The 20,222-nt window shown below is 62.1% G+C and carries 20 protein-coding genes and 1 tRNA gene; 16 read left to right on the forward strand and 5 right to left on the reverse strand.

Annotation, left to right across the window (positions count from 1 at the left end; translation table 11 throughout):
• Positions 1-105 precede the first annotated feature (105 nt).
• Together JNO51_RS07730 and JNO51_RS07735 are read left to right on the forward strand one after the other, a co-directional pair.
• Positions 106-984: an MBL fold metallo-hydrolase gene (locus JNO51_RS07730; RefSeq protein ID WP_215782436.1), complete on the forward strand. Its 879-nt coding sequence runs from the start codon at positions 106-108 to the stop codon at positions 982-984.
• A gap of 13 nt (positions 985-997) precedes the next feature.
• Positions 998-1,675: a DsbA family protein gene (locus JNO51_RS07735; RefSeq protein WP_215782437.1), complete on the forward strand. Its 678-nt coding sequence runs from the start codon at positions 998-1,000 to the stop codon at positions 1,673-1,675.
• Here the strand turns inward: JNO51_RS07735 and JNO51_RS07740 are convergent.
• A complete protein-coding gene (locus tag JNO51_RS07740; protein ID WP_215782438.1) occupies positions 1,660-2,451 on the reverse strand; it encodes an ABC transporter substrate-binding protein in 792 nt (263 codons plus the stop codon). The two genes, JNO51_RS07735 and JNO51_RS07740, sit on opposite strands and share 16 nt — an antisense overlap.
• Positions 2,448-3,104: a hypothetical protein gene (locus JNO51_RS07745; RefSeq protein WP_215782439.1), complete on the reverse strand. Its 657-nt coding sequence runs from the start codon at positions 3,102-3,104 to the stop codon at positions 2,448-2,450. Before JNO51_RS07745 ends, JNO51_RS07740 begins: the two co-directional genes overlap by 4 nt.
• A 199-nt stretch (positions 3,105-3,303) precedes the next feature.
• Between JNO51_RS07745 and JNO51_RS07750 the strand changes: the two genes are divergently transcribed.
• Together JNO51_RS07750 and JNO51_RS07755 are read left to right on the forward strand one after the other, a co-directional pair.
• Positions 3,304-5,169: a DUF3857 domain-containing protein gene (locus JNO51_RS07750; protein WP_215782440.1), complete on the forward strand. Its 1,866-nt coding sequence runs from the start codon at positions 3,304-3,306 to the stop codon at positions 5,167-5,169.
• A 21-nt stretch (positions 5,170-5,190) separates the two neighbouring features.
• Positions 5,191-7,068 (forward strand): DUF3857 and transglutaminase domain-containing protein, encoded by a 1,878-nt coding sequence (locus JNO51_RS07755; protein ID WP_215782441.1) that lies wholly within the window; start codon positions 5,191-5,193, stop codon positions 7,066-7,068.
• On the opposite strand, the gene JNO51_RS07760 is transcribed toward JNO51_RS07755, so the two are convergent.
• Positions 7,061-7,723 (reverse strand): M15 family metallopeptidase, encoded by a 663-nt coding sequence (locus JNO51_RS07760; protein WP_215782442.1) that lies wholly within the window; start codon positions 7,721-7,723, stop codon positions 7,061-7,063. The two genes, JNO51_RS07755 and JNO51_RS07760, sit on opposite strands and share 8 nt — an antisense overlap.
• A gap of 124 nt (positions 7,724-7,847) precedes the next feature.
• On the opposite strand from JNO51_RS07760, the gene fumC reads away from it, so the two are divergent.
• The gene (fumC, locus tag JNO51_RS07765) at positions 7,848-9,254 is read left to right on the forward strand and encodes a class II fumarate hydratase (protein WP_215782677.1); all 1,407 of its coding nucleotides are present in this window, start codon (positions 7,848-7,850) and stop codon (positions 9,252-9,254) included.
• Between the two features lie 40 nt (positions 9,255-9,294).
• Here the strand turns inward: fumC and JNO51_RS07770 are convergent.
• Positions 9,295-9,370 (reverse strand) — tRNA-Thr (locus JNO51_RS07770).
• A gap of 49 nt (positions 9,371-9,419) precedes the next feature.
• Positions 9,420-9,983, reverse strand: coding sequence for a hypothetical protein (locus JNO51_RS07775; protein WP_215782443.1), 564 nt, complete (start codon positions 9,981-9,983; stop codon positions 9,420-9,422).
• A gap of 134 nt (positions 9,984-10,117) precedes the next feature.
• On the opposite strand from JNO51_RS07775, the gene JNO51_RS07780 reads away from it, so the two are divergent.
• The 11 genes from JNO51_RS07780 (at position 10,118) to JNO51_RS07830 (ending at position 20,213) form a co-directional block, all read left to right on the forward strand.
• Entirely contained in the window at positions 10,118-10,909 is a 792-nt protein-coding gene (locus tag JNO51_RS07780) for a basic amino acid ABC transporter substrate-binding protein (protein WP_215782444.1), read from the forward strand.
• A gap of 125 nt (positions 10,910-11,034) precedes the next feature.
• The gene (gyrA, locus tag JNO51_RS07785; protein ID WP_215782445.1) at positions 11,035-13,626 is read left to right on the forward strand and encodes a DNA gyrase subunit A; all 2,592 of its coding nucleotides are present in this window, start codon (positions 11,035-11,037) and stop codon (positions 13,624-13,626) included.
• Positions 13,623-14,096, forward strand: coding sequence for a PaaI family thioesterase (locus tag JNO51_RS07790; protein ID WP_215782446.1), 474 nt, complete (start codon positions 13,623-13,625; stop codon positions 14,094-14,096). Before gyrA ends, JNO51_RS07790 begins: the two co-directional genes overlap by 4 nt.
• Positions 14,093-14,545, forward strand: coding sequence for a PaaI family thioesterase (locus JNO51_RS07795; protein ID WP_215782447.1), 453 nt, complete (start codon positions 14,093-14,095; stop codon positions 14,543-14,545). The genes JNO51_RS07790 and JNO51_RS07795 overlap by 4 nt, the downstream gene beginning before the upstream one ends.
• Before the next feature lie 53 nt (positions 14,546-14,598).
• Positions 14,599-15,687 carry a 3-phosphoserine/phosphohydroxythreonine transaminase gene (gene serC, locus JNO51_RS07800; RefSeq protein ID WP_215782448.1) on the forward strand — a complete coding sequence of 363 codons (1,089 nt, stop codon included), beginning with the start codon at positions 14,599-14,601 and terminating at the stop codon, positions 15,685-15,687.
• Between the two features lie 93 nt (positions 15,688-15,780).
• Complete coding sequence (locus JNO51_RS07805; protein WP_215782449.1) at positions 15,781-16,371, forward strand: O-methyltransferase; 591 nt, start codon at positions 15,781-15,783, stop codon at positions 16,369-16,371.
• A gap of 2 nt (positions 16,372-16,373) precedes the next feature.
• The gene (pheA, locus tag JNO51_RS07810; protein WP_215782450.1) at positions 16,374-17,447 is read left to right on the forward strand and encodes a prephenate dehydratase; all 1,074 of its coding nucleotides are present in this window, start codon (positions 16,374-16,376) and stop codon (positions 17,445-17,447) included.
• Positions 17,448-17,451: 4 nt separating this feature from the next.
• Positions 17,452-18,039, forward strand: coding sequence for a TIGR00730 family Rossman fold protein (locus tag JNO51_RS07815; RefSeq protein WP_215782451.1), 588 nt, complete (start codon positions 17,452-17,454; stop codon positions 18,037-18,039).
• A gap of 7 nt (positions 18,040-18,046) precedes the next feature.
• Entirely contained in the window at positions 18,047-18,751 is a 705-nt protein-coding gene (locus tag JNO51_RS07820) for an isoprenoid biosynthesis protein ElbB (RefSeq protein WP_215782452.1), read from the forward strand.
• Positions 18,748-19,788 carry a 3-deoxy-7-phosphoheptulonate synthase gene (locus tag JNO51_RS07825; RefSeq protein WP_215782453.1) on the forward strand — a complete coding sequence of 347 codons (1,041 nt, stop codon included), beginning with the start codon at positions 18,748-18,750 and terminating at the stop codon, positions 19,786-19,788. The genes JNO51_RS07820 and JNO51_RS07825 overlap by 4 nt, the downstream gene beginning before the upstream one ends.
• Positions 19,785-20,213 carry a molybdopterin-binding protein gene (locus JNO51_RS07830; protein WP_215782454.1) on the forward strand — a complete coding sequence of 143 codons (429 nt, stop codon included), beginning with the start codon at positions 19,785-19,787 and terminating at the stop codon, positions 20,211-20,213. Before JNO51_RS07825 ends, JNO51_RS07830 begins: the two co-directional genes overlap by 4 nt.
• Positions 20,214-20,222 lie beyond the last annotated feature (9 nt).

The raw sequence follows: 20,222 nt of genomic DNA on the forward strand, positions 1-20,222 counted from the left end.
TTTTTTGCAATAAACTGTGTCGGATTATAGGCTTTTTTGCGCTGTTATTTGCAACTATTCTGCAGTCCTGTTTGATCCATACGGATCGTTTGACTGGAGATCATCATGTTGCGACGTTTTGCTGTTGGTTCTGTTTTGTCTGCTTCGCTGGCCCTGGGGCTGTCGGTGGGTGCTTCTGCGGCCCCGACACTGCATCTGCAGGTCTACAACCCGGGCGAGAAGGCCTTTTTCCCGGTGTCTTCGGTGCTGGTCAGCGGTGAGCGCGATGCGGTGTTGATCGATGCCCAGTTCGGCAAGTCGCAGGCAGCGCAGCTGGTGCAGCTGGTGCGTGCCAGCGGCAAGCATCTGACGACCATTTACATCAGCCATGGCGACCCGGATTACTATTTCGGTCTGGAAACCCTGCATGCCGCCTTCCCGGATGCCCGGATCGTGGCGACGGCGGCGACGGTGGCGCATATTCGTGAAACGGCGGCCGGCAAACTGGCCTTCTGGGGGCCGAAGCTGGGCGCAGACGCGCCGAAAGTCACGCTGACGCCCAGTGTGCTGGCGGGCACCCGGCTGATGCTGGAAGGCAAGACGCTGGAAGTGCAGGGGCTGAAGGGCGACTTGTCGCGCAGCTATGTCTGGATTCCGTCGCTGAAGGCCGTGGTGGGTGGCGTGGTGTTGTTCAATAACCAGCATGTCTGGATGGCAGATACCCAGACGCCGCAATCGCATGCCGACTGGCTGGCCACGCTGGACCAGATTCGCGCCCTCAAGCCGGCGGTCGTGGTGCCGGGGCATACGCTGCCGGGCGCTGTGGCCGATAGGGATGCGCCGGCCTATACCGCTGGTTATATCCGTGCTTTCGATGCCCAGACGGTCAGGGCCGCCAGTGGCGACGCTTTGATCGCGGCCATGCGCCAGCTGTATCCGCAGGCGGGTGAGCCCGCTTCGCTGGAAATCAGTGCCCGTGTCGCCAAGGGCGAAATGAAGTGGTAAGCGAGGGGACAGCATGAAACTGCACTATATCTATGATCCTTTGTGCGGCTGGTGCTATGCCGCGGCACCGCTGATCGCCGCGGCACGGGAGATCCTGCCGGTCGAGGCGCACGCCGGCGGCATGATGTCGGATGAAAACCGCCAGCCCGTCACACCGCAGTTGCGTCAGTATGTCATGGGGCATGACCGGCGCATTGCCGCCATCAGTGGACAGCCGTTTGGCGATGCCTATTTTGATGGTCTGCTGACGGATGAGACTGCCTGGTTTGATTCGACGCCGCCGATTGCCGCGATCCTGGCGGCCGAGCAGGTCGCCGGGCGCGGGCTGGACATGCTGGCCCGTTTGCAGCGGGCGCATTACGTCGAAGGTCAGCGGATTGCCGACCTGCCTGTCCTGAGTGTGCTGGCGCAGGAGATCGGTCTGGATGTCCCGGCCTTCGACGCAGCCCAGGCGACGGTGGATGTGAGCGGACATCTGGCCGCCAGTCGCCAACTGCTGGCTCGTTCGGGCGGGCGCGGGTTTCCGACCTTGCTGCTGGAACAGGATGACCAGTGGTCGCTGATTGATTTGGGTGACTGGCTGGGACAGGTGGCGGCCTGGCGAACCTGGCTGCAGTCGCAGCAGGGTGCGATGCCTGCCGGGGCCAAGGGAAGCGGCCCGGTTTGTGGCCCGGATCACTGCGAGATCTGATCGTTGCGATGGACGGCCTGCAGGCTGTCCATCAGCTCGCGCCGATAGGTGTCCAGCGTGCCGTCAGCCTGCATGCTGGCCAGTCCCTGGTTGAAGCGCTGCAGCAGCTGGCGCCCCAGTGGTGTGTCGCGGATCAGCAGGTAGGCGGGCAGGCTGGCAAAGGGAGCCGGGTCCCCCTCCAGCCGGATGTTGGGATTGATGCCGGGCAGGGGCTGGCTGCTCAGGTAAGCCAGGTTGACCGGGTCCATCGGGACAATGTCCACCAGACCGGCCTGTAGCTCATGCAGTGCGGTGGCGTCATCCTGGACGATGTCTGCCTTGAGGACGCCGCGACGGATCAAGTCCCAGAATTCGGTGGTATAGGTGTAGCCGCGAATCACCGCAAAGCGGTATTTCGCCAGATCGCTCAGTGTGCGCCACTTGCCCAGCGTCAGTTCGCTGCGGTGAAACAGCAGCCAGGGGTTATTGGTCAGCGGCGCGCTTTGCAGCAGGCGCTGGTCACGTTTGGCATCGTGGGCCCAGAACGAGCTGGCGATGACGTTGCCGTGCTGCAGGCTGGCCATGGCACGGGCCCAGGGCATGTAGCGCAGCTCGGTTTGCACACCCTGGCGGCGGAATGCTTCTTGTACCACCCGGTTGATGAAGCCGCCATTGGGCAGCTTTTCTCCTGCCCAGGGCGGGAATTCGCCGGTGGAGATCTGGATGGTTTCCGCGTGGCTGAGCCCGAGGGCGCAGCCCAGCAACAGCGCGGTAAGCATCAGGCGCAAACGGCTCACCGGAAAGTCTCCGCCTGACAGTGAATGACGATGCCGTGGATGGGGCCAGGGCTGATCAGGTGGCGGTCTTTGCCATCATCGCGGTTGCGCGCCATGATCAGGCGGTTGATCAGCCAGGCATGCCACTGACCAAGCTGGCTGAGGTTTTCCTGCTCGTTGGCCTGCCAGCCGACAAAGTAGGCCTGGATGTCCTCGGCCCGTCCGGCCCGGCGCTCACGGTTGGAAAACAGGTGGCTGGCCATGCTGACCGTACCGGTCAGGTGCTGGGCATAGGCATAGCGCAGGATGGTGAAGACTTCGAGTTCCAGATAGTTGGTGTCCAGTTTGGCCATGCGCCGGGCCTGCAGAAAGGGGATCAGCGCCAGACGGATCTCCCAGCGGTTCTGTCCGCAGGGAATGAGGTTGAGCATGGATTTGCGAAAACCGATCAGGTCGGGGATCAGGCTCAGGATCAGGCACAGTCCCAGGAACACCAGCAGGCGATCCACCCAGGGGGCAAACAATTCATGGTCCAGTCCCGGCCACCAGTCGTCTGCCAGGGCCACGGCCAGGCAAGTCAGTCCGAACACCAGGCTGCGACGCAAGGTCAGGGTATTGCGCAGGCGCGAGAAATAGAAACGGTCGTAAGCGTTTTTCAATGTTGTTTTCAGCATCGCTCCCCCCTCATCTCTTTTTTTAGCATATTCACGCCATCTCACCATGACAGGATTCCTTGTCTGAAGGCCTGTTCCTTTGCCGCCGGTCAAAAAATTATCGATTGCTAATTCATCTTCGAGTAAATTGGAACGCAAACGTCATAAGTGACGTGCCGTGCTGCTCGGGTGCGGACAATCAAAACAAGATGGAAGCACGATGAAACGCTGTCTGTGGGTGTTGCTGTTACTGCCTGTCTTGGCGCAGGCGCAGGGCTATCAGCCGGATGTCACGATTGTGCGGGATGACCGGGTGGTGGTGTTTCAGGCGGATGGCCGCATGGTCGTTGATCAGGTCTATGTCAAGCGGATTGAAACGGCCAGGGCGGTGAGCGACGACGGCCAGCAGAGCATCACGTTCTATGGCGATCAGGCGCAGTCGGTCAAGGTGCTGGAGGCCTATACCACCACGGCAGATGGCCGGCGCATGGCGGTGCCGGCCGACAAGATTTTCGATCAGTCCGGCCGGTTGAGCCGGTCGGCGCCGATGTATGTTGATCACCAGATCAAGACTGTGGTGTTCCCCGGGGTGGAGGTGGGCGCGGTGCTGACCATCCACTGGCAAAAGGTGTACGGCCAGCCACGCTGGCCGGGTGCCAGAATCAATCAAAGCGCATTCTGGTCGGTGCATGACCGCCTGTTGGGCGGCAGCTATACCATCAAGGCGCCGGCCGAGTGGTCGCTGAAGGTGTTTGCCCGTGATCTGCCCGCGCCTGACCGGCAGATCATCGGCGACCTGCAAGTCTGGCGCTGGACTGTGCCGCCGCATGAGGCCCTGGCCCCGGAGCCTGGTTCGGTGAGCGAGGAAGATGTCAGCCCGATGCTCTGCTACAGTAATTTCTCCGACTGGCAGGCGGCGGCAGAGGCCTATGGCCGCCGCGCCAATGCACAGGCTGCCGTCACGCCCGAAGTGCAGCGCCTGGCCGACAAGCTCACCCACGGCATCGCCTCGCCGCATGAACAGGCGCTGCTGCTGTATGACTGGGTGCGCAGCCAGATTCGTCACATCGATCTGTATGCATGGCGTACCAATATGGTGCCGCATCGCGCGGCCCAGGTGCTGAGTAACGGCTATGCCGATAGTCGGGATGCCGCCACGCTGCTGCAGTCCTTGCTGGCGGCACGGCAGATACGCAGCAGCCAGGCATTGCTGGATTACAGCGATAACGGCACGTTGCTGCCGGTCTCCGTGCCTTTCGCGGTTTTCGACCATGTCATGCTGTATCTGCCGGATGAGCATCGCTTCGTGGATCCTTCGCAAACCTTGCTGGCTTACGGGCAGATGGATGAGGGCTTGCTGGGGCAGACGGCGCTGGTGCTGGATGATGGCAGTGGCCATGCCGCGCTGTTGAAAACCCCGACGCTGAATTCGGCGCAGGATCGGACGGTCTCGGCGACGCGGATGGTGTTGCAGCCGGATGGTTCGGTTACGGGGGAAAGCACCAACCGCTATGCCGGTCAGGTGGAGAGCTATATGCGCTCTGTCTTTGCGGAGGTGCCCTCGGGGGGCGAGGAAAAGATGGCGGAGGATCTGCTGGATAAAACCGGCCAGCACGGTGCCGGTCGCTTTGATCTGCCCGATGCCTACGATCTGACCCGCCCCTATGTGCTGAATGCGCGCTATACCCTGACGGGGATCGCACCCATGCCCGGACCGGGTGCGTTTGCCATTCCGCAAGGCCTGGGCGGATTGATGTGTCTGCGCGACGCTTTTCCCCAGGCGAAGCTGGCCGAGCGGCATTTGCCCTTCGTCGTCCTGTCCGGTCACTGCCGCGAGCAGACGCAATTCACGCTGCCTGCCGGTGTGAAAGTGTTTTCCCGACCCAAAGATGTCCGGATCGACAGCCCCTTCGGCCACTATCAGAGTCATTACGAGCTCGATGGCGGTGTCTTGCAGGTGACGCGGCAGTTGCAAATGGACTGGCCGGAAAACTGGGCGCCTGTTGCGATGTATCCTGCTTATAAAAAACTGGCGGATGCCGTGCAGAAGGATCTGCGCGCGCAAGTCCTGTATCAGATGCCATAAGGTGACATTTCGATGAGAACGATGAGGGGCTTGCTCGTCTGCGTATTATTCGCTTCATCGCTGTCTTTTGCCGCGGGCCAGGCGGCTGCCGGCTATCAGCCGAATGTCACCGTGATGCAGGACGATACGCAGTTGACGATCCAGGCGAACGGCGCCAGTGACGAGGAGCGCTGGCTGGTCTTGCGCGTCAATAACGAGTCCGCGATTGCCGCCATGAGTCAGCGTCGTTTCGAGTACAACGCCGAGCTGGAAACCTTGCAGATTCTGGAGGCGTACACCCTGACGCCGGAAGGAAAGCGACTGAATGTGGCGGCCGACAGGATCTATGACCAGCCAGGCCCTTACAGCAGTGAGCCGGTGTATGGCTCGGACAAGGAACGTGTGGTGGTGTTTCAGGGCTTGCAGCGCGGCGGCAGTGTGGCCGTGCACTGGCGTCGCAGTGCGTCGCGTGCCTTCTGGCCGAATGGCAAGGTGGACTATGTCTGGCGTCAGTCACGACATGACCAGGTGCTGTCTGCGCGCCTGACGGTGCAGATGCCCAAGTCCATGGGGGTGCGCTGGCAAGCCTCCGGCATGGCCGCCGTGACGGCTTCCGGGTCGGGTGACAGCGTGCGCTGGACGTGGCAGTACAGCCAGCCACAGGCGCTGATGCCCGAGCCTTCGTCGGTGAGCGAGGACGACTACAGCCCCTGGGTGGCATTCAGCAATTTCAGCGACTATGCCGATCTGGCGCATGCCTATTGGTCTCGTGCGCAGGACAAGGCGGCGGTGACGCCGGGTGTTCAGCAGTTGGCTGACCAGCTGACCGCTGGTCTTGCCGACCGCCGTGCACAGGAACGGGCGCTGTACGATTGGGTCAGTCGCCATATCCGCTGGGTGGGTGTCTATTTCGGTTATGGCGGTGTCGTTCCTCATTCTGCCGATGAGGTGATCGCCAATCGTTACGGGGACTGCAAGGATCACGCCACCTTGCTGCAGGCCCTGTTGGCCGCCAAGGGCATCCGCTCTTCGCAGGCCTTGATTCAGGCCGGGGCGAGTTGGTGGGTTTCGGATACGGTGCCGGTACATTTTTCTGATCACGTGATCAATTACTTGCCGGATGAAGATCGCTTTGTGGACTCGACGATTGGTCTGGCGCCTTTTGGCCAGCTGGCCGACAGCGAGCAGGGCAAGCCGGTGCTGGTGATGGATGACGGTACCGGGCGACCACGCCTGATGCGTACGCCGGTGGATGGCAGCACCCTGAATCGCGCCGTGGGGCTGACGCATCTGCGTTTGCTGGCGGATGGGTCCATGCAGGGGGCGACCAACCTGCAGCTGGCTGGTGTGCCCGAGTTGTCGGCTCGACGCTTTTTCAATCAGTTGCCGCCGGGCAGTGAGACCCATGCGGCCGAGAGCTGGCTGGCCGAGACGCAGCAGACCGGCAGCGGGCGTTTGCTGCCGGGTTCGCCAACCGATTTGCACCATGCCTTTGCCTATCGTACGCAGTTCACCCTGAGTGAGGTGGCTGACCTGTCACAGCCGGGCGGGATGGCGGTGCCGCTCGGCTTGCGTGGTCGAGCCACCATTGCCTCCCGCTTTGCAGATACCAATGCCGCAATCCGTCAGACGCCGCTCTGGATTGAGCCGGGGCTGTATCAGGAGGAGACCGTGATCGATTTGCCGGCAAAGCTGCAGGTACTGGCCTTGCCGCGCCCCCTGCGACTGAGCACGCCGTTTGGTGATTATCAGTCGAGTTATCAGCGTCAGGGCGGTCAGCTCAGGGTGACTCGTCGTTTGCGGCTGGATTGGCCGCAACCGTATCTGGCGCCGGCGGACTATGCCGCGTACAAGGCCATGGGCGAGCGGGTATTGCAGGATCTGCGCAGTCAGTTCCTGTTTCAGACAGAACCTATGTGATCGGGAAGTCGAAGGCCTGTTCGGGGAAGGGTTCGTGACGCAGGGTGTAGTGCCACCATTCCTGCGGCAGGTTGACGAAGTCGTGTTCGAGCATCAGTTGCTTCAGCCACTGCCGGTTGGCACGAATAGGGGCAGGCAGGTCGGGGTAGTCGGTATGCGAGGCCTGACCGAACCAGTCGAACTCGGTGCCCATGTCCAGTTCGCCATTGTCACGCAAGGGGCCGGGCGCCTGGTGGTGCACACCGGCAATGGCGATGGTCAGGTCGACGGTGCTGCCCCGGCTGTGGCTGGAGTGCTCGACCAGGTAGCCCTCGGCAAACAGCTGCGCCTTGTCCAGTTGCGGGTAGAAGCGCGCCTTGTGACGGATGTCGTCGGGATCGAGGCTCCAGCGGATGAACTCGCGCACTGCGCGCTCGGGGCGGTAGGCATCGAACAGTTTGAGAGTGAGTCCAAGCGGTCGCAGTCTGGCTTGAATGCCTGCCAGTTGTTGTGCGGCGGGGCGCGTCAGCAGGGCTCTGGCACAGAGATAGCCATCGACCGGCCGGCCGATGAAGTTGTCGCTGCCGGCGTAGCTGAGTTCGAGCTGCAGATCCGGGATCAGGGTTTGCAGGTCGACGAACGGTTCTGGCCAGCGCGGGCGGTCTGGTGTTTGCATGGCACTTCCTGTTGGGCTGAGGCTGAAGATTAGCGACAGTTTGACTGCCCGTCATGATGATTGATTCATGTTATGGTCAAGATTCGTGATCAGTGGCGGCACAGGGCGTCGGGAGGGCGGGCTGATGGATCATCTGCGTCAGGAATCGGATTCGATGGGCACGGTCGATGTCGCGGCCGGCAAATACTGGGGGGCGCAAACCCAGCGCTCGGTGGCAATGTTTCAGATCGGCGTCGAGCGATTTCGCTTTACCGCGCCACTGATTCGGGCGCTGGGTGTGCTCAAGCTGGCGGCCGCCCGGGCCAATGCCGAGCTGGGGGAGCTGCCGCAGGCGCTGCTTGCGCCGATTGAGCAGGCCGCACAGGAGGTGATCGACGGCAGGCTGGACGATCACTTTCCGCTGGTGGTATTCCAGACTGGCTCCGGCACGCAGTCGAACATGAATGCCAATGAGGTGATTGCCAATCGTGCCAATGAGTTGCTCGGCGCCGCACTGGGCAGCAAATCACCTGTTCACCCCAATGATCACGTCAATTGTGGCCAGTCCTCCAACGATACGTTTCCGACGGCAATGTATGTGGCGGTTGCCCTGGAGGTGGCGCACACGTTGCTGCCGGCGCTGCACACATTGCGCCAGACGCTGGATGACAAGGCCCGGGATTTTGCTGGTGTGGTCAAGACCGGTCGTACGCATCTGCAGGATGCCACGCCGATTACCCTGGGGCAGGAAATCGGCAGCTGGGTGGCACAACTGGATTTTGCCATGCATGGCATCGGGCAACTGTCGGCCGGGCTGAACCAGTTGGCCATTGGCGGCACGGCGGTGGGGACCGGGCTGAATGCCCATCCGGCGTTTGGCGCGCGCTGCGCTGCGCACATTGCCGCGCTGACCGGCTTGCCCTTCTGCTCGGCCGACAACCGGTTTGCCGCCCTGTCTGCCCATGATGCCCTGGTGAATGTGTCGGCCAGTCTGCGCACACTGGCCGGCGCGTTGCTCAAGCTGGCCAATGATGTGCGCTGGCTGGCCAGCGGACCCCGCTGCGGTATTGGCGAAATTCGCCTCCCCGAGAATGAGCCGGGTTCGTCGATCATGCCGGGCAAGGTGAATCCGACTCAGTGTGAGGCCTTGTCCATGGTGTGTGTGCAGGTGTTCGGCAATGATGCTGCCGTGGCCTTTGCCGGCAGTCAGGGCAATTTTCAGCTGAATGTCTACAAGCCGGTGATGGTGCATAACGTGCTGGAGAGTCTGGCTTTGCTGGCGGATGCTGTGCGTTCCTTCGAGCAGCACTGTGCGCGGGGGATTGAGCCGGATCTCGCGGTCATTCAGCGACATCTGGGGGATAATTTGATGCTGGTGACGGCATTGAATCGCCATATCGGCTATGACCAGGCTGCCATGATCGCCAAACGAGCCCTGGCGGAAGGAGAAACGCTGAAGCAGGCGGCGCTGGCGCTGGGTCTGGTCAGCGCGGAGGATTTCGATGCCTGGGTGGATCCCTTGGCAATGACCGGACCGTCTGTCCGGACGTGAAATGAAAAAAGCCTTGTGAAAACAAGGCTTTTTTTGAATCTGGTGCCGGTGAAAGGAGTCGAACCCTCGACCTTCTGATTACAAGTCAGCTGCTCTACCAACTGAGCTACACCGGCGAGAGGGCGCCATTATGCGTAAATTGGCGCCCCAAGACAAGCACTGCGCTTATTTTTTCTTGTGGCTGGCGGCTCGCTTTGCCGGGCGGGCTTTCTGCTTGCCGTGCTGGCTGGCTTTGGCCGGTTTGGCGGCAGCCTTCTTGCTGTGCGTGGCGTGGCGTGGCGGAGACTTGCGCGCAGCCGCCTTGTGTCGGGTCTTGGCGCTCGGCTGCTTGCTCGTCTTGCCTTGCGGCTTGGCGTTTTTCACCGCTTTGCCGGCAGCCGGTTTTTTGGCGCTCACCGGGGTTTTGCTGCTGTGCGCCTTCTTGGCGGTATGCGGCTTCTTGCTGCCAGGCGCTTTCTTGCTGCCATGGGCCTTTTTGCCGGCATGGGCTTTCTTGCCGGCGGTGGTCTTCTTGCCGCGGACGCCCTGGCTGTCGGCGGCCGGGGCCGTGACCAGGTTGCTGCTGCCTTGGACCTTGCGCGATTTGTGGTGGGCGGGGGCCGGTTGCGAGACCTGTACATCGCCCGGCAGGGGCATGTCGGTCGTCGCCGGATCTTCGGCCAGTGCCAGACCGCTGGCGCACAGGAGCAGGGTGGCTGCCAGGGTCTTGAGAAGCGGGTTCAGTGCCATGTCAATCAGTTCTCGTTTCGTGAGTGATAACGGAGATAGTTTATTCATTGTGAATCGATGTGCCGGTCGATTAAGATATCCATTCGGCTCATCAAGAGGCCGATTATAGTGCACCTCAAGATTATTGGAGCAACGTGGGCATCAATCTTTTCTCCGGCTGGCGTGTCCTTGTCACACTGGCGTTCTGTTTTCTGCTGGCAGCGTGCGACCGCGGGGCCGGGCATCCGGATGCCGCGGCTGTTCCGGTTTACGTGGTTGGCAGCGATGCCAGCTATCCGCCTTTCGAATCCATGGACGAGCACCAGAATATGGTCGGCTTCGATGTGGATCTGCTGCGTGCCATTGCCCGTCGCGAGGGATTCCGGCTGCAGTTCGTGAATACCCCCTGGGAGGGGATTTTTGCCACGCTGGGCCAGCGTAAGCGCGATATCCTGGCATCGGCGATCAGCATCTCGCAGCAGCGAATGAAGCAGGTGGATTTCTCTGAGCCCTATTTTTCCGCGCGCCAGGTCATTGCGGTGCCGCGCGGTGCCAACGAGATCGGGTCGTTTGCCGATTTGCGCGGCATCAAGGTGGCCGTTCAGGTCGGAACCTCCGCCGATGAAGATCTGCAGCGTCTGCTGGGCAAGGAGAGTGGCGACGTCGTGCGCTATCAGACCATGACCGAGGCGTTTGCGGCCCTCAAGGCCGGCAAGGTCGGTGCGCTGGTGGGGGATAACGGTGTGGTGGCGGGTTTTGTGCGTCAGTCTGACGGTGCGTTCTTTGTGGTGCAGGATACCGCCAGTTTTGCGCCGGAACATTACGGTTTTGCCGTGGCCAAGGGGCAGACGGCCTTGCGTGACAAGCTCAACGCCGGTCTGGCCGCAGTGCGTGCCGACGGTACTTATGACAGGCTTTACCGGCAGTATTTCGCAGCCGGCAAGTGATTTACCTGATTCCGGGCTGTCTGGCGGAACATGCTGTCGCCAAACATCTCGGCTGCCATGCGTGAAATTCGCGTCCGTGGTAGAATTGCCCTCGTTTGCCAACAATAAAAGACAAGCTCTCACCCATGACAGATCAGCTTTTCGCCAAGGAAACCATTCCGGTCAGCCTGGAAGAGGAAATGCGCCGCTCTTACCTCGATTACGCCATGAGCGTGATTGTGGGTCGGGCGCTGCCGGATGTGCGTGACGGTCTCAAGCCGGTTCACCGTCGCGTGCTTTTCGCCATGCACGAACTTTCCAACGACTGGAACCGGGCCTACAAGAAATCCGCCCGTATCGTTGGTGATGTCATCGGTAAGTACCACCCGCACGGCGACACTGCCGTCTACGACACCATCGTGCGCATGGCGCAGGATTTCAGCCTGCGCTACCCGCTGGTGGATGGTCAGGGTAACTTCGGCTCGGTGGATGGCGACAACGCCGCCGCGATGCGTTACACCGAAATCCGCATGGCGCGTATCGCGCACGAGCTGCTGGCGGATATCGACAAGGAAACCGTCGATTTCGGCGCCAACTACGATGGCTCCGAACACGAGCCGCTGATCCTGCCGGCCAAGATCCCCAATCTGCTGATCAACGGCAGCTCCGGTATCGCCGTCGGCATGGCGACCAATATCCCGCCGCACAATCTGTGCGAAGTGGTGGACGCCTGTCTGGCTCTCCTGGCCAACAGCGAGCTGACGATCGACGAACTGATCGACATCGTTCCGGCTCCGGACTTCCCGACGGCCGCCATCATCTACGGAACTGCCGGCGTCAAGGAAGCCTATCGCACCGGCCGTGGCCGGGTGATCATGCGCTCGCGCACCCACGTCGAAGATATCGGCCGCGGCGAACGCCAGGCGATCATCGTCGACGAGCTGCCGTATCAGGTGAACAAGGCCCGTCTGCTGGAGCGCATCAGTGAGCTGGTGCGCGACAAGCAGATCGAGGGCATTTCCGATCTGCGCGACGAGTCGGACAAGTCCGGCATGCGCATGGTGATCGAGCTCAAGCGCGGCGAAATGCCCGAGGTGGTGCTCAATCACCTGTACAAGATGACCCAGCTGCAGGACAGCTTCGGCATCAATATGGTCGCGCTGGTCGACGGCCAGCCGCGCCTGCTGAACCTCAAGCAGGTGCTGGAAGAATTCCTGCGTCACCGCCGCGAAGTGGTGACGCGTCGTACCATTTTCGAACTGCGCAAGGCACGCGAGCGTGGCCACATCCTCGAAGGTCTGGCCGTGGCGCTGTCGAATGTCGACGAAATCATTGCCCTGATCAAGGCGTCGGAAAATCCGGCGGTGGCCAAGACGGCGCTGATGAGCCGCACCTGGCGTTCGCAGCTGGTCGAGGACATGCTGTCGCGCGTTGATCCGCTCAAGGCCCGCCCGGATGGCGTCGAGACCGGCCTGACGGCCAATGGTTACCAGCTGTCCGAAACGCAGGCCCAGGCGATCCTTGATCTGCGTCTGCAGCGCCTGACCGGCCTGGAGCAGGACAAGATCGTGGCCGAGTATCAGGAAATCATGGCCACCATCCTCGACCTGATCGACATTCTGGAAAAGCCGGAGCGCATCAACCAGATCATCGCTGACGAACTGACCGCCATCCGCACGCAGTTTGGCGACCCGCGCCGTTCGGAAATCGAACCGTTCGGCGGCGACATCAATATCGAAGACCTGATCACCCCGCAGGATCTGGTGGTGACGGTATCTCACTCGGGTTACATCAAGACCCAGCCGATGGACGACTACCGTGCCCAGCGTCGCGGCGGACGCGGCAAACAGGCGGCGGCGACCAAGGACGACGATTTCATCGAGACCCTGTTTGTCGCCAATACCCATGACTACGTGCTGTGCTTCTCGTCCTTCGGTCGTTGCTACTGGATCAAGGTGTACGAGCTGCCGCAGGGCGGTCGCGCCAGCCGCGGCAAGCCGATCGTCAACGTGCTGCCGCTGGTGGAAGGCGAAAAGATCAACGCCATGCTGCCGGTCAAGGCCTTTACCGACGACCACTACATCTTCATGTGTACCGCCAACGGCACGGTCAAGAAGACTGCGCTGTCGAGCTTCTCGCGTCCGCGTTCGGCCGGCATCATCGCCCTGGACCTGGATGATGGCGACAAGCTGATCGGCGTTGCGCTGACCGCGGGCGAGCATGAAGTGATGCTGTTCTCCAGTCATGGCAAGGCCGTGCGCTTTGCCGAGGCGGACGTGCGTCCGATGGGCCGCAATGCCCGCGGCGTACGCGGCATGGATTTGCCGGAAGGGGCGCAGGTGATTTCCCTGCTGGTTTCCGACAGCGAAATGACCCAGGTGCTGACGGCTACCGAGAACGGGTATGGCAAGCGCACCCCGATCTCCGACTATCGCAAGAGCCATCGTGGCACCCAGGGCGTGATTGCCATCGACACCTCCGAGCGCAATGGTTCGCTGGTGGCCGCCACCCTGGTGGTCGAAAGCGATGAAGTGATGCTGATCACCACCGGCGGCGTGCTGATCCGCACCCGTGTGGCGGAAATCCGCGAAACCGGCCGTGCCGCCCAGGGCGTGCGTCTGATCAACCTCGATGAGGGCGAAAAGCTGATCGGCCTGGAAAAGGTGGCTGAGAGCGAGTCGGAAGACGAAGGGCTGGACGACGAGGCGGGTGATTTCACCACCGGAGAAGAGGCATGACCGAGTTGGCGACGCCAGCCAATCCCCAGGTGCTCGAAGTGCTGAGTGAGCTGTTCGTGTCGCTGCCGCACGCCCGTACGCTGGGCATGCGGCTGGTCGGCACGGTCGGCCGCAAGCCGACCCTGGCGATCGACTGGCGCGAGGACCTGGTCGGCAATCCGGCGACCGGCGTACTGCATGGCGGGGTGATTACCTCGCTGGTGGATACCTGCAGTGCGATCTCGGTAGCCGCTCAGCTGCCCGATTTCGAAACGATCGCCACGCTGGATCTGCGCATCGATTACCTCAAGGCGGCCACGCCTGGCAAACCGATCTTCTGTACGGCGGAGTGCTATCGCCTGGCCGGCCAGGTCGCCTTTACCCGTGCGGTGTGCTTCCATGACAGTATCGATGCGCCCATCGCCCATGGTGTGGCGACCTTCATGCGTGAGTCCAGTCCGATTCCGATGGTCAGCGAGGCGGTGAAATGAGCCAGTTCATCGAGCAGTTCAATCTGTTGCGCGATGAAAAGCGCTTCGACGATCTGATCGCGCTGATTCCCTACGCCAGGCTGATGGGGGTCAACCTGCGCGCCGAGGATGACGAGGGGGGGCTGCTGTTTTCCCTGCCGTTTGCCGAGCGCAATGTCGGCAATACCACTTTGCCAGCCCTGCATGGCGGTCTGATCGGTGGTTTCATGGAGAACGCCGCGCTGATCCATCTGATGTGGAATCGCGAATCGCTCGACATCCCGAAAATTGTCGATTTTTCTCTGGATTATCTGCGTCCGGGCCGGCCGCAAACATTGTTTGCCCGCTGTGAAATCACCAAGCAGGGCAAGCGCGTTGCCCATGTGCTGATCGAGGCATGGCAAGACAGTCCCGACAAGCCGGTGGCGGTGGCGCGCGCGCATTTCCTGCTGCACAACAATACCAACTAGGTTGCCGACGGCAAGCAATCGCCCCGGAATGGCAATCACGACAAAGGATGGTCATGGCAAAGGTCTATAACTTTTCTTCCGGTCCGGCGATGCTGCCGCACTCCGTGCTTGCCGAAGCCCAGAGCGAATTGCTCGACTGGCACGGCAGCGGCATGAGCGTGATGGAGATGAGCCATCGCGGCAAGGAGTTCATGGAAATCATCCATGACGCCGAGCATGATCTGCGTGCCCTGATGGCGATTCCGGACACCCATCGCGTGTTGTTCCTGCAGGGCGGGGCATCGCAGCAGTTCTCCATGGTGCCGCTCAATCTGCTGGGCGAGAAGAAATCCATCGATTTCGTCAATACCGGACACTGGTCCAAGCTGGCGATGAAAGAAGCCAAGCGCTATGCCAAGGTCAAAGTGGTGGCCAGCAGCGAAGACCGTCATTTCTCTTATGTGCCGGCTGAAGACAGCTGGCAGTGCGATCCGCATGCGGCCTATCTGCATTACACCTCGAACGAAACCATTGGCGGTCTGCAGTTTCCGTTTATTCCGACCCCGCCCGAAGGCGTGCCGCTGGTTTGCGACATGTCGTCCGAATTCCTGTCCCACGAGATCGACGTCAGCCGTTTCGGCCTGATCTATGCCGGTGCGCAAAAGAATATCGGCCCGTCCGGGCTGACCCTGGTCATCGTGCGCGAGGATCTGCTGGATCGCGCCTTGCCGGTCACGCCGACCATGCTGAATTATCGTGTCCATGCCGATGCCGACTCGATGTACAACACCCCGGCCACCTTCCCGATCTATATTGCCGGCCTGGTGCTCAAGTGGATTCGCGAGCAGGGTGGCATCAAGGGCATGGCATCGCGCAACGAAGAAAAATCCGGCCTGCTGTATCACGCCATCGACAGCAGTGGCGGGTTTTACAGTTCGCACATCGAGACCCCGTTCCGCTCGAAAATGAATGTCACTTTCCGACTGCGCGACGAGGCCCTCAATGATACGTTTGTCAGCGAGGCCAAGAAAAACGGACTGGTGCAGATCAAGGGTCATCGCGTGGTCGGCGGGATGCGTGCTTCCATCTACAACGCCATGCCGATCGAAGGGGTCAAGGCGCTGGTCAATTTCATGCAGGACTTTGCCCGTCAGCACGGCTGATCGTGCACCCGGCCGCACCCGGCCGGGTGACGTGCATCTCCTGAGCGGCCACGGTCGTGGCCATTCCCTGCCTTGAGCAAAGGAGGAGAGACCATGTTGCAGCAGGAAACGCTTGAACAATTAAGAGCTATCTGGGTACAGGGAGAGGCCCATGATGCCAGTATCGATCAGGCACAGGCGCGCTGGCGCATGCTGTCACCCGATGCCGGCATGTTCCTCTATCAGATGGCGCGCGCCGCCGGCGCCCGTCGCATTGTCGAAATCGGTACGGCCAGTGGCTATTCGACACTCTGGCTCGCGCTGGCGGCACGGGAAAATCAGGGCAAGGTCACCAGCCTGGATAGTGCCAGCGACTTTCATCAGCTGGCGGCGTCGCGATTGCAGCAGCTGGGTCTGTCGCATCTGGTTCGCCTGGAGCAGGTGGAGGCCGGCGAGTGGCTGACCTCGCTGGAGGGCGGTCCGGTCGATTTCCTGTTTCTGGATGCGGATCGCTCGCACTATCCGACGCTCTGGCCGCAGATCTGCCGGGTCTTGCGGCCCGGCGGCCTGCTGGTGATGGACAACGCCCTGTCGCATGCCGATGAATGCGCGCCGTTTGTGCGCGAAGTGCTGGCGACAGAAGGCTATCTCGCAGAAACCTACCCGATTGGCAAAGGACAATTTGTCATCCTGAAAGACGAATAAACGTGACGGATCACTTACTGAAAACACATCGCGATGCCATCGATGACATCGATGCCCGCATCCTCGAGCTGCTGAACCAGCGAGCCAGCCACGCACGCGCCATCGGCGAGATCAAGGGCGGCGGCATCGTCTACCGCCCGGAGCGCGAGGCCCAGGTGCTGCGTCGCATCAAGTCGCTCAACCAGGGCCCGCTGTCGAGCGAGTCGGTGGCGCGCCTGTTCCGCGAAGTGATGTCCGAGTGCCTGGCGCTGGAGCGCCCGCTGTCGGTTGCCTATCTCGGCCCGGAAGGGACCTTTACCCAGCTGGCAGCCATGAAACATTTCGGCCACGCGGCCCATACCGTCGCCTGCGCCTCGGTCGACGAGGCTTTCCGGCTGGTGGAAGCCCGCACGCTGGATTACGTGGTGGCGCCGGTAGAGAACTCCACTGAGGGGGCTGTCGGCCGCACGCTGGACCTGATGGTGGCCAGTCCCCTGAAAATTTGCGGTGAAGTGGTGCTGCGCATTCATCACCACCTGCTGCGACGGCCGGGGGATGAGGCCCCGGTGCGCCGGGTCTATGCCCATGCCCAGGCGCTGGCGCAATGCCATGAATGGCTGAACAAGAACCTGCCACAGAATGTGGAACGCATCTCGGTGGCCAGCAATGCCGAGGCGGCACGACTGGCCGCAGCGGAGCCCGGTGCCGCGGCAATTGCCGGTCAGGCTGCCGCCGAACGCTACCAGCTGGAAAAAGTGGCAGAGAATATCGAGGACGAGCCGAACAACACCACCCGCTTCCTGGTCCTGGGGCATCAGGACGTGGGGGCGACCGGTCAGGACAAGACCTCGCTGATCGTGGCGGCGCCAAACCGTGCCGGTGCGCTTTATACGCTGTTGGCACCGATTGCCGCCAATGGCGTGTCGATGACCAAGCTGGAATCCCGCCCGGCCCGCGCCGGCCTGTGGGAGTATGTCTACTTCATCGATATCGAGGGGCATCAGTCCGATGCCAATGTGGTGGCGGCGCTGCAGGCATTGCAGTCCACGGCGGCCTTCGTCAAGATTCTTGGCGCCTACCCCCTGGCGGTGATCTGAGCCCATGGCACTGAAATCGATCTGTCTGTTTTGTGGTGCGGCCACCGGCGCGTCGCCGGCCTATGCCGAGGCGGCACAGGCTTTGGGCCGTGCCGTGGCGCAGCAGGGGCTGACCCTGGTGTTCGGCGGTGGCCGCGTCGGCCTGATGGGGCTGGCTGCGGATGCCGCGCTGGCGGCCGGCGGGCGCGTCGTCGGTGTCATTCCCGAGTTTCTCAAGGCGCGTGAAGTGGCCCACCTGGGCCTGAGCGAATTGCATGTCACGCAAAGCATGCACGAACGCAAGGCCCTGATGGCCGGACTGTCCGATGCCTTTGTCGCCTTGCCGGGGGGCTTCGGCACGCTGGACGAACTGTTTGAAATCCTGACCTGGGCGCAGCTCGGTGTGCATGGCAAGCCGATCGGTCTGCTGGACGTGGACGGTTTCTATCAGCCGCTGCTGCAGATGGTGCACCATATGGCCGGGCAGGGCTTTGTCCGTGATGCGCAACTGAGCCTGCTGCACCATGCGCAACAGGTCGAGCCACTACTGGCGCACCTGACCGGCCTGCCGTCCTCGTCCGCGGCGTCGATCCTGCCCCTGAATCAGATCTGATGCTTTCATGATGTCCAATACGCCCACCATTGCCCTCATCCTGGCCGGTTGCGGTAGCCGGGACGGCAGCGATCCGCTGGAGGCGAGCAGCTGCCTGGTTGCGCTGTCGCAGGCTGGTTATCGCGTGCGTTGCTTTGCACCGGACCGCCTGCAGCGCGAAGTCGTCGACCATGCCGGTGGCCGGCCAATGCAGGATGCCCGCAACATGATGATCGAAGCGGCGCGCCTGACGCGCGGCCAGATCGAGCCGCTCTCGGCAATGAGTCCGGAATGGCTGGACGGTGTGCTGATCCCTGGCGGCGCCGGCGTGATGCGCGGGCTGAGCAACTTTACCCCGCGCGGCAGTGACGCCACGCTGGCCCCCGAGCTGGCCGAGGCGCTGGCGGCCATGTGGTCAGCCGGCAAGCCCATGGTCGCCCTGTCTGCGGCCTCGATCTTGCTGGCCTTGCTGGCGCGCCACTGCGAGCTGAAGGGCGTGCGGCTGACCTTTGGTACCGAGCAGGAGTCGAGCGAACTGGTGCAGGCGCTGGAGGGGTGGGGCATGCGCCATGTCGAATGCGAAGCCGACGAAGCCTGCATTGATGGTCGTCACCGCTTTGCCAGTGTGCCGGCCCGGTTATATGCCAGGGCCAGTTCCGCCGATATTTTTGGCGCTTGCCAGGCCGGGGTTTCTGCCCTTGGCTGGTTGCTGGCGCAGCAGGAGCCAACATGATCATTATCATGACCCCGGGCGCCAGTCCGGCCCAGATCGAGCAGGTGGTGACGCGCATTCGTGCCGCCGGGCTGCGCGAACATGTCTCGCGCGGCACAGAGCGCACCCTGATCGGCGCCATCGGCGACGAGCGGGTGCTCGACCCGGCGCTGTTCGAACGCATGCCGGCCGTCGAGCGGGCCATGCGGGTGGTGCGTGAATATCGGCTGGTCGGGCGCGAGATTCACCCGGCAGCGTCGACGGTCAGCTTGCGCGGTCAGCAGTTCGGCGGCCATGCCCTGCAGATCATCGCCGGCCCGCCTGCCATCGAAGGGGCTGCGCAGATCGAGGCGGCAGCCCGCGCGGTGCAGCGTGCGGGCGCACGGGTGCTGCATGGCGGCGCCTTTGTACAGAGTGACAACCCCTACGCCTTCCAGGGGTTGGGGGTCGACGGTCTGGCCAGTCTGCAGCAGGCAGCCAGGCAGTGTGGTCTGCCCGTCGTTTCCGAACTGACCGACGTGCGTAACATCGAAGCGTTTCTCGAGCTCGAGATCGACGCCCTGGTCATCGGCCCGCGCCACATGGCCAACAGCGACCTGTTGCGCGAGGTCGGCCGGCTCAACAAGCCGGTCATCCTCAAGCGCGGTCAGGCGGCTACCTTGAGCGAATGGCTGATGGCGGCTGAAACCATTGCCGCCGGTGGTAATCACCACATCATTTTCTGCGAAAGCGGCATCCGGGGGCTGGCGCCGGATGAACGTGTCATGGCCGATATTGGTGCCATTGCCGCACTCAAAGCCGAGACCCATCTCCCGGTCATTGCCGCCCCGGCCGAAGCCTGCGGCCATGCCCGGATGGTGCCTTCGCTGGCCGCGGCTGCCATTGCAGCCGGAGCGGATGGTCTGTGGCTGGATGTCCATCCGCAGCCCGAGCAGGCCAGGGTGCATGCCGAGCAGGTGCTGACCCCGGATCAACTGAGCGAGCTGATGACCGTACTGCGCCCCCTGGCCACAGTACTGAATCGCAGTTTGCCCTCTCTCGCGGAGATCGCAGGATGAAAAGCAGTGCACGAAATCAGTTTGATGCCACCATCACCGGCTTGCGTGCCGGGGCGGTGAACGATGAGGTGGAGCTGTCGCTGGCCAGTGGCCGGAAGCTGGTGGCGGTTATCACGCGCGAGAGCGCTGCGGCACTGGACCTGAAGACGGGTATGGCGGCAGTGGCACTCATCAAGTCTTCGGCCATTATTGTGGTCACGGACGACCAGGGCGTGCAGTTTTCTGCCCGCAATCACTTCGCCGGGACGGTGGTGGCACTGACCGAAGGGGCCGTCAACAGCGAGGTCACGATTGCCGTGCCGGATGTCGGCCAGTTCGTTGCCATGGTGACCAATGCCAGCCGTGACGGCCTGGCGCTGCAGCCTGGCCAGCATGCCTCTGTCCTGTTCAAGGCTTCCAGCGTGATTGTCGGCGTGCGCCGCTAGTCTCCGGGC

Source organism: Paludibacterium sp. B53371 (assembly GCF_018802765.1).
Taxonomy (GTDB): domain Bacteria; phylum Pseudomonadota; class Gammaproteobacteria; order Burkholderiales; family Chromobacteriaceae; genus Paludibacterium.